The organism is Cyclonatronum sp., from assembly GCF_022565315.1.
In the GTDB taxonomy this organism is placed as follows: Bacteria; Bacteroidota; Rhodothermia; order Balneolales; family Cyclonatronaceae; genus Cyclonatronum.
Genome location: NZ_JAIUMX010000201.1, coordinates 1 through 2566, shown reverse-complemented (window position 1 = coordinate 2566; position 2566 = coordinate 1). Strand labels below are relative to the sequence as shown.

Annotated in this window: 2 protein-coding genes; one reads left to right on the top strand and one right to left on the bottom strand. The window is 54.8% G+C overall.

Features of this window, described 5'->3' with window-relative positions:
* The coding region (locus LAT75_RS15590) for a cyclic 2,3-diphosphoglycerate synthase (RefSeq protein ID WP_291483769.1) at positions 1–1318 on the bottom strand (1318 nt) is incomplete at its 3' end.
* A gap of 325 nt (positions 1319–1643) precedes the next feature.
* Between LAT75_RS15590 and LAT75_RS15585 the strand changes: the two genes are divergently transcribed.
* Positions 1644–2566 (top strand): hypothetical protein (locus tag LAT75_RS15585; RefSeq protein WP_291483767.1); only part of this gene is annotated, 923 nt, incomplete at its 3' end.

Here is a 2566-nt window from a genome sequence, read left to right as displayed (position 1 = left end):
CCACAAATGCAGCGAGAATCTCGTGCAGGTCGGGTTTGCCGATTTCCTGCAGGTCGTAGGTTACCCGCGCCGTTGGTTTTTGGATGCTGATGATGCGGCTCAGGTCGATCGGGGTGCCGATTACGACTACATCGGCATCAGAAGCGTTGATGGTGGCTTCGAGGTCGCGCATCTGCTGCTGCCCGTAGCCCATAGCCGGCAGCACGCTTCCGATTTCGGGGTAGGTTTCGAAGGTCTGCTGCAGCTTGCCGGTAGCAAAGGGCCGCGGATCTACGAAAGAAGCAGCCCCGAATTTGCGCGCGGCAATGGTGCCGGCTCCGATTTTCATGCCGCCGTGGCTGAGTGTGGGGCCGTCTTCGACTACGAGTACGCGCTTGCCGCGGATCAGCTCTGCGCCTTCAACGCGCAGGGGAGAGGCCGCATCAACCACAATGGCTTTTGGGGCAAGGGTCTGAATGTTTTCGCGCACGGTCTGTATGCCCTCGGGTGAGGCGCTTTCCATTTTGTTGATGATAACCACATCGGCCATGCGCAGCGTGGTTTCGCCGGGGTAGTAGCTGAGCTCGTGGCCCGGACGGTGCGGATCAACAATTGTAATCATGAGGTCGGGGCGGTAGAAGGGGAAATCGTTGTTGCCGCCGTCCCACACGATGATGTCGGCCTCCTTCTCGGCCTCACGCAGGATGGCCTCGTAATCAACGCCTGCATAAATCACGTTGCCGCGCACTACATGCGGCTCGTACTCTTCCATCTCTTCGATGGTGCAGTTGTGCAGGCTGAGGTCCTCTACGGTGGCAAAGCGCTGCACTTTCTGCGCAACGAGATCGCCGTAGGGCATCGGGTGGCGGATCGCCACTACTCTGAGGCCCTGCTTCATCAGGGATTCGATGATGTGGCGCGAAACCTGACTCTTGCCGCAGCCCGTGCGCACCGCGCCTATGGCGATGAGGGGTTTGGATGATGCGATCATACTCGCGCGCGGACCAATCAGCCGGAAATCAGCGCCGGCCGCGTTCACTACCGAAGCAACGTGCATCACTTCCTGATAGGAAACATCGCTGTAGGAAAACACGCACTCGTCGGCGTCGAATCGGCGGATGAGCTCCGGCAGCTCAGCCTGATTAAAAATCGGGATGCCCTCCGGGTAAAGCGAACCGGCAAGTTCAGCCGGATAGCGGCGCCCGTCGATGTCGGGAATCTGAGCCGCGGTGAAGGCAACAACCCGGTACTGCGCGTTGTCGCGGAAAACCGTGTTGAAATTGTGGAAATCGCGCCCTGCGGCGCCGATGATAATGACGCGTTTTGCTTGTCTGGACATAACAGCCTTATCTAAATAGGTTAGGGTTTCCTGCACCGGCGTACAGAACCGCTGCTCCTTTTAAGCAGTTGTTTTACAGTGTGGTATCGCCGGTCGTGTATATTAATCAAATAGTGATATTAGATTAAAGATAGCAGGATTTTGGAGTCCTCAAAACTTTTTTGTCTTTATCGGGCAGGGGGAAAGTTCAGATTCCTTACGGCACAGAAAGAAGCCGTAAAAAAACAAACTATTTAATAGGTATAGTGCTTTAGCAAAGTGTTACTAACTCAAGTGCCCCGCATACAGTTACACCTTACCGGAATCAAAACACTAAGGAAAAATAATGATACGTTCCAAAAACTACGCTCTCACAGCAATGCTGCTGTTTCTTGCGTGTGCAGGTCTTGCTTTAGCTCCGGCAAAGACCCTCGCACAGCAAACACCTGAAGTAAACCCAAATGTGCTCGAAATCACTCTCCCGGCCAATGCGGAGGGCACTGTTGATTTCACCCTTACCAATAACAGCGCTGATCCGCTTTCCTTTTTGTTTCCGGGTTTTGAATCAGCGCAGCGCCCCGCAATGCTTCGAGGTGATTTGTCAGCCCGGTTCACGCAGCAGCTGAGTATGCAGCCTGATGAAGCCGCCCTCGCTGACCGTAACACCCTTCAGGCCTGGCTTGATGGGGATCTTCAAAACCCGACAGCCGCCCAGCAGCTTTTGATTGCTGATTTTGAAGACCGCATGAACGCGGCTCAGCAGCCATCCGAAGGCCTCCAAAGTGCAAACGGCTACCCTGTAACCTTCGAAAATGCGCTTTTTCAGGGCAGTGAATTTGTGCTGTATTCAGACATGCCTGTTTCCGGCAGCTGGACCGGCTACGCCGCTGATTTCATTATCGATTTCGCGGATGGTGCTACCTGGAACAACGATTTTGCCATTCTTTTTACCACTACTCCGGATATTCAGACTGCTGAAATCATAGCACAGCTGGGCGGTAATTTTCAGGCCTTAAATCCCGCGAAACCGCACATTTTATGGCAGGGCGGTACTGGCATGACTCCCATTCAGGAGCAGCTAACGTTTACCGAGCCCATTGAGCTCGAAAACGCCTACGTTTGGATTGGCAATGCCTGGTGGAGCAGTGCCGGACAGTGGAGCGGTGAAGTTATTCTTGAAGGCCTCGGTGGTCAGCCGGGCTTCATCAGCAGCGTAACGCCGGCTGCGGGTACGCTCGCCCCGGGCGAAACCGCTACTGTGCAGGCGCT